Origin of the sequence: Streptomyces sp. NPDC059003 (assembly GCF_042740445.1) — a bacterium.
Lineage (GTDB): Bacteria > Actinomycetota > Actinomycetes > Streptomycetales > Streptomycetaceae > Streptomyces.
Genome location: NZ_JBHYJH010000353.1, coordinates 1 through 4,013 on the forward strand (window position 1 = coordinate 1; position 4,013 = coordinate 4,013).

Sequence of the window (4,013 nt, forward strand, 5' to 3'; positions counted from 1 at the left end):
GGGCGGGTCTGGGGCGCCCCCGCGAGGGTCCGGCCTCACGCCCGGTTCAAGTACGCCAACACCGCCCGCACCCGCCGATGCCCGCTGTCGCTCGGCGTGAGGCCCAGCTTCAGGAACACGTTCCCGATGTGCTTGCTGACCGCACGGTCGGAGACCACGAGGGTCGACGCGATCGTCGCGTTGTCCCGGCCCTCGGCCATCAGGTGGAGGACCTCGCGCTCGCGCGGGGTGAGCGAGTCGAGAGGGTCGTCACGGCGACGGGTCAGGAGCTCGGTGACGACCTCGGGATCGAGCGCGGTACCCCCGGCGGCGACGCGCTCCAGGGCGTCGAGGAACTGATCGACCCGCCCCACCCGGTCCTTGAGGAGGTACCCCACCCCGCCGGCACCGCCGCCGAGCAGCTCCGCGGCGTACGTCTCCTCGACGTACTGGGAGAGGACGAGCACGGGCAGACCGGGCAGCTCGCGCCGGGCGGCGAGCGCGGCCCGCAGCCCCTCGTCACGGAACCCGGGCGGCATCCGCACATCGAGCACCGCCACGTCGGGCCGGTGCTCGAGGAGGGCGGGCAGGATCTCGGGCCCGGTCGCCGCGACGGCGACGACATCGTGACCGGAGGTGCTGAGGAGCAGCACGAGCCCCTCCCTGAGCAGCGCGTTGTCCTCGGCGATCACCACACGCACGGCAGCTCCACTTCGATCACGGTCGGCCCCCCGGCGGGGCTGTTCACCTCCATGATCCCGTCCAGGGCGGCAACCCGCCGCCGCATGCCGAGCAGTCCGCTGCCGCCCGCCTCGTCCGCGCCGCCGCACCCCTCGTCGCGCACCACGAGCCGCAACCCGGCGCGCTCGCGGGAGAGTTCGCGGGAGAGGCGGGAGAGTTCGACGCTCGCCCGCCGTGCGCCGCTGTGCTTGGCGGCGTTGGTCAGGGCCTCGGCGGCCACGAAGTACGCCGCGGCCTCCACCGCCGCGGGGGCCCGGGTGCCGCCCTCGACCCCGTCGTCCCGCACGGTCACGTCGAGGCCGCTGCTGGCCGCGAGCGCGCGCAGGGCGCCGACCAGGCCCCGGTCGGTGAGGATCGGCGGGTGGATGCCGCGGACGACGTGCCGCAGTTCGGTCAGCGCCTGCTCGGCCTGGTCCTGGGCGTCGTCGAGGAGCCTGCGGGCGGCTTCGGGGTCGTGGTCGTACGCGCGCTTGGCGAGGCCCACGCGCATGGAGAGGGCGACGAGCCGGGCCTGCGCGCCGTCGTGCAGGTCCCGTTCGATGCGGCGCAGCTCGGCGCCGTGCGCGGCGACGGCGTCGGCGCGGGTCGCGGTCAGCTTCTCGACGCGCTCGGCGAGTTCGGCGCTGCGCCGCGCCTCCGGCGTGGGCGTCAGGAGGGCGCGCGACCAGGCCGCGTCGAGTTCGGCGACGCGCGCGATCAGCGGAAGGACGACGGCCCCGCGGCGCAGCAGACCGCACCAGACGCCGTCGACGAGGGCGCCGAACACCCACAGCAGCAGCGCGACGTACAGCAGGATCCAGCCGTAGGCGAAGTGCGCGAGGAGCCACAGCAGGTCGCGGTAGGTGCCGGGGTCCTGGACGGCCGCCCGCACCCGCTCCATGAGCCCGCCGGTCAGCGGCGTGTACGCCTCGGGGATCTCCTCCCCCGACCACCGGCCGACCGTGCGCCGCTTGGCCCCGGCGATCCGGCGCAGCAGCAGCACCGTCTCGGGCAGCACGGCGAGGCCGACCACGACCACCGACGAGACCACGGTGAAGAGCAGCACGCCGACGAACAGGTACGAGGCCAGGGACAGGCCGGCACCCGTGAGCAGCTGCATGGAGGCGCGGTCGGCCCGGTCGAGGGTCTCTCGCATGGACATCAGGGTAGGCGGCGGGGCCGGTGCTTCAGGAGCGGCGCTCACGCGTCATGACCAGGCCCGTGATCGCGCCGACCACGGCGAAGCCGGAGCAGACGCTGATCGCGATCTCCGTCGCGCCGTCGAAGACGAGGCTGTTGGCGGCGTTGACGATGACGCCGACGGCGAGCACGAGCCAGAGGAGGGCCTTCATGAGGGGCGACCTTTCGAGGAGTTCCCGGCGCGCCTGCGAGCTCCGGGAATCGTCGGGGAACTTCCGTACGTGAGCGACTCTGCCTCGTCGGAGGACCCAGGACGAGGGTGGACCCTCCCGGATCGGGGGTGTAGCGGGCTACACCCCCGGGACCTCGGAGCCACCTGAGCCCCGGAGCCCGGAGCCCGGCCCCCTCAGAGCCGCTTGAGCCCCGCCGCCGTGGCCGCCGCCAGGCTGTCCAGATAGCCCTGGGGCAGGGCGCCGCGCACCACCACCGACCGCCAGTACAGCGGGCCCGAGATCAGGTCGAGGGCCAGCTCCTCCGCCGCCCCGTCCAGGCCTTCGCGCAGCTCGCCGCGGGCCACCGCCTGCGCCACGATCCCGCTCGCCACGCCGTGCTGGCCCTCGCGCAGGGCCTTCTGCAGGGCCGCCTCGATCTCGTCGTTGCGGGCCGCCTCGGCGAGCAGGTCGGGGATGACCTGCGAGGCGACGGGGTGGCGCAGGGCGCGGGACGTCACCTCGTACAGCAGGCGCAGATCGCCCTCCAGGGAGCCGGTGTCGGGCGTGGGCAGGCCCTGGACCGCGACGGCGGACACCAGGTCGAGGACCAGGTGCAGCTTGGAGCGCCAGCGGCGGTAGACGGCCGTCTTGCCGACGCCCGCGCGGCGCGCGATGCCCTCGATGGACATGCGCGCGTAGCCGACGGCCGCGAGCTCGTCGAAGACGGCGGCGCGGATGGCCTCGGTCACATCCTCGCGGAGCACGGCGGCCCCGGCGGGTGCCCTGCGGCCCCGGTCACCTGGCTTCTTGTCGCTCGCCCTGTCGCTCGTCGTCATGGGGACAGCATAGAACGTGACGACGATACGGTTGCGTTCCGACGTAACGACGCCCTACTGTCGACGTCACGACGATACGGACCCGTCCCGACGCATGAACCCCGACGTACGACCCCGAGGGACGCCTGCCCCCGAGCGAAAGCAGCGGACGTGACCGAACTGCTGGAGAAGCCCCCCGCCCCCTCGCCCGCCCCCGCCCTCTCCCCCGCCGAGCTCGCCGCCCGCCACGGCCTCACGGTCAGCGGCGCCCGCGTCCCGCTCGGCGCGTACGTGCGCCGGCTCTGGCAGCGGCGCCACTTCGTCACCGCGTTCGCCACCGCCAGGCTCACCGCCCAGTACAGCCAGGCGAAGCTCGGCCAGCTCTGGCAGATCATGACGCCGCTGCTCAACGCGGCCGTCTACTACTTCATCTTCGGCGTCCTGATGAACACCAAGCACAACGTGCCGGACTACGTGCCGTTCCTGGTCACCGGCGTCTTCGTGTTCACCTTCACGCAGCAGTCCGCGATGGCGGGCACGCGCGCCATCTCCGGCAGCCTCGGCCTGGTGCGCGCCCTGCACTTCCCGCGCGCCGCGCTGCCGGTCTCGTACTGCCTGCAACAGCTCCAGCAGCTGCTGTTCTCCCTGTGCGCGCTGCTCGCGATCCTGCTCTGCTTCGGCGTGCCGCCCACCGCGTCCTGGCTCCTCGCGGTGCCCGTGCTCGCGCTGCAGTTCCTCTTCAACACCGGGCTCGCCCTCGTGCTCGCCCGGCTCGGCGCCAAGACCCCGGACGTCGCCCAGCTGATGCCGTTCGTGCTGCGGACGTGGATGTACGTGTCCGGGGTGATGTGGAGCATCGACAAGGTCCTCGCCGACCAGAACCTGCCGCGTGCCGTCACCGTGCTCCTTGAGGCCAACCCGGCGGCCGTCTACATCGACCTCATGCGGTTCGCCCTCATCGACAGCTTCCACGCCGACCAGCTCCCGCCGCACGTGTGGGCGTGGGCGGCGGGCTGGGCGCTGCTCGCCGGGGTCGGCGGGTTCATCTACTTCTGGAAGGCGGAGGAGACCTATGGGCGCGGCTGAGGACAGGAACGCGGGCCGGGGGCACCTGCCGACCGTCATCGCGGACGAGCTGCACATCGTG

Annotated in this window: 5 protein-coding genes; 1 reads left to right on the forward strand and 4 read right to left on the reverse strand. The window is 73.2% G+C overall.

The window, feature by feature from the left end:
* Positions 1–35: 35 nt before the first annotated feature.
* From ACFWZ5_RS45250 to ACFWZ5_RS45265, 4 genes are all read right to left on the reverse strand, one after another.
* Positions 36–680 carry a response regulator gene (locus ACFWZ5_RS45250; RefSeq protein WP_384797931.1) on the reverse strand — a complete coding sequence of 215 codons (645 nt, stop codon included), beginning with the start codon at positions 678–680 and terminating at the stop codon, positions 36–38.
* Entirely contained in the window at positions 668–1,855 is a 1,188-nt protein-coding gene (locus ACFWZ5_RS45255) for a sensor histidine kinase (protein ID WP_384797934.1), read from the reverse strand. Before ACFWZ5_RS45255 ends, ACFWZ5_RS45250 begins: the two co-directional genes overlap by 13 nt.
* A 31-nt stretch (positions 1,856–1,886) precedes the next feature.
* A complete protein-coding gene (locus tag ACFWZ5_RS45260; protein ID WP_384797937.1) occupies positions 1,887–2,051 on the reverse strand; it encodes a hypothetical protein in 165 nt (54 codons plus the stop codon).
* 194 nt (positions 2,052–2,245) lie between these two features.
* Positions 2,246–2,887, reverse strand: a complete 642-nt coding sequence (locus tag ACFWZ5_RS45265) for a TetR/AcrR family transcriptional regulator (RefSeq protein ID WP_384797940.1) — start codon at positions 2,885–2,887, stop codon at positions 2,246–2,248.
* 150 nt (positions 2,888–3,037) lie between these two features.
* On the opposite strand from ACFWZ5_RS45265, the gene ACFWZ5_RS45270 reads away from it, so the two are divergent.
* Complete coding sequence (locus ACFWZ5_RS45270; RefSeq protein WP_384797943.1) at positions 3,038–3,952, forward strand: ABC transporter permease; 915 nt, start codon at positions 3,038–3,040, stop codon at positions 3,950–3,952.
* Positions 3,953–4,013 lie beyond the last annotated feature (61 nt).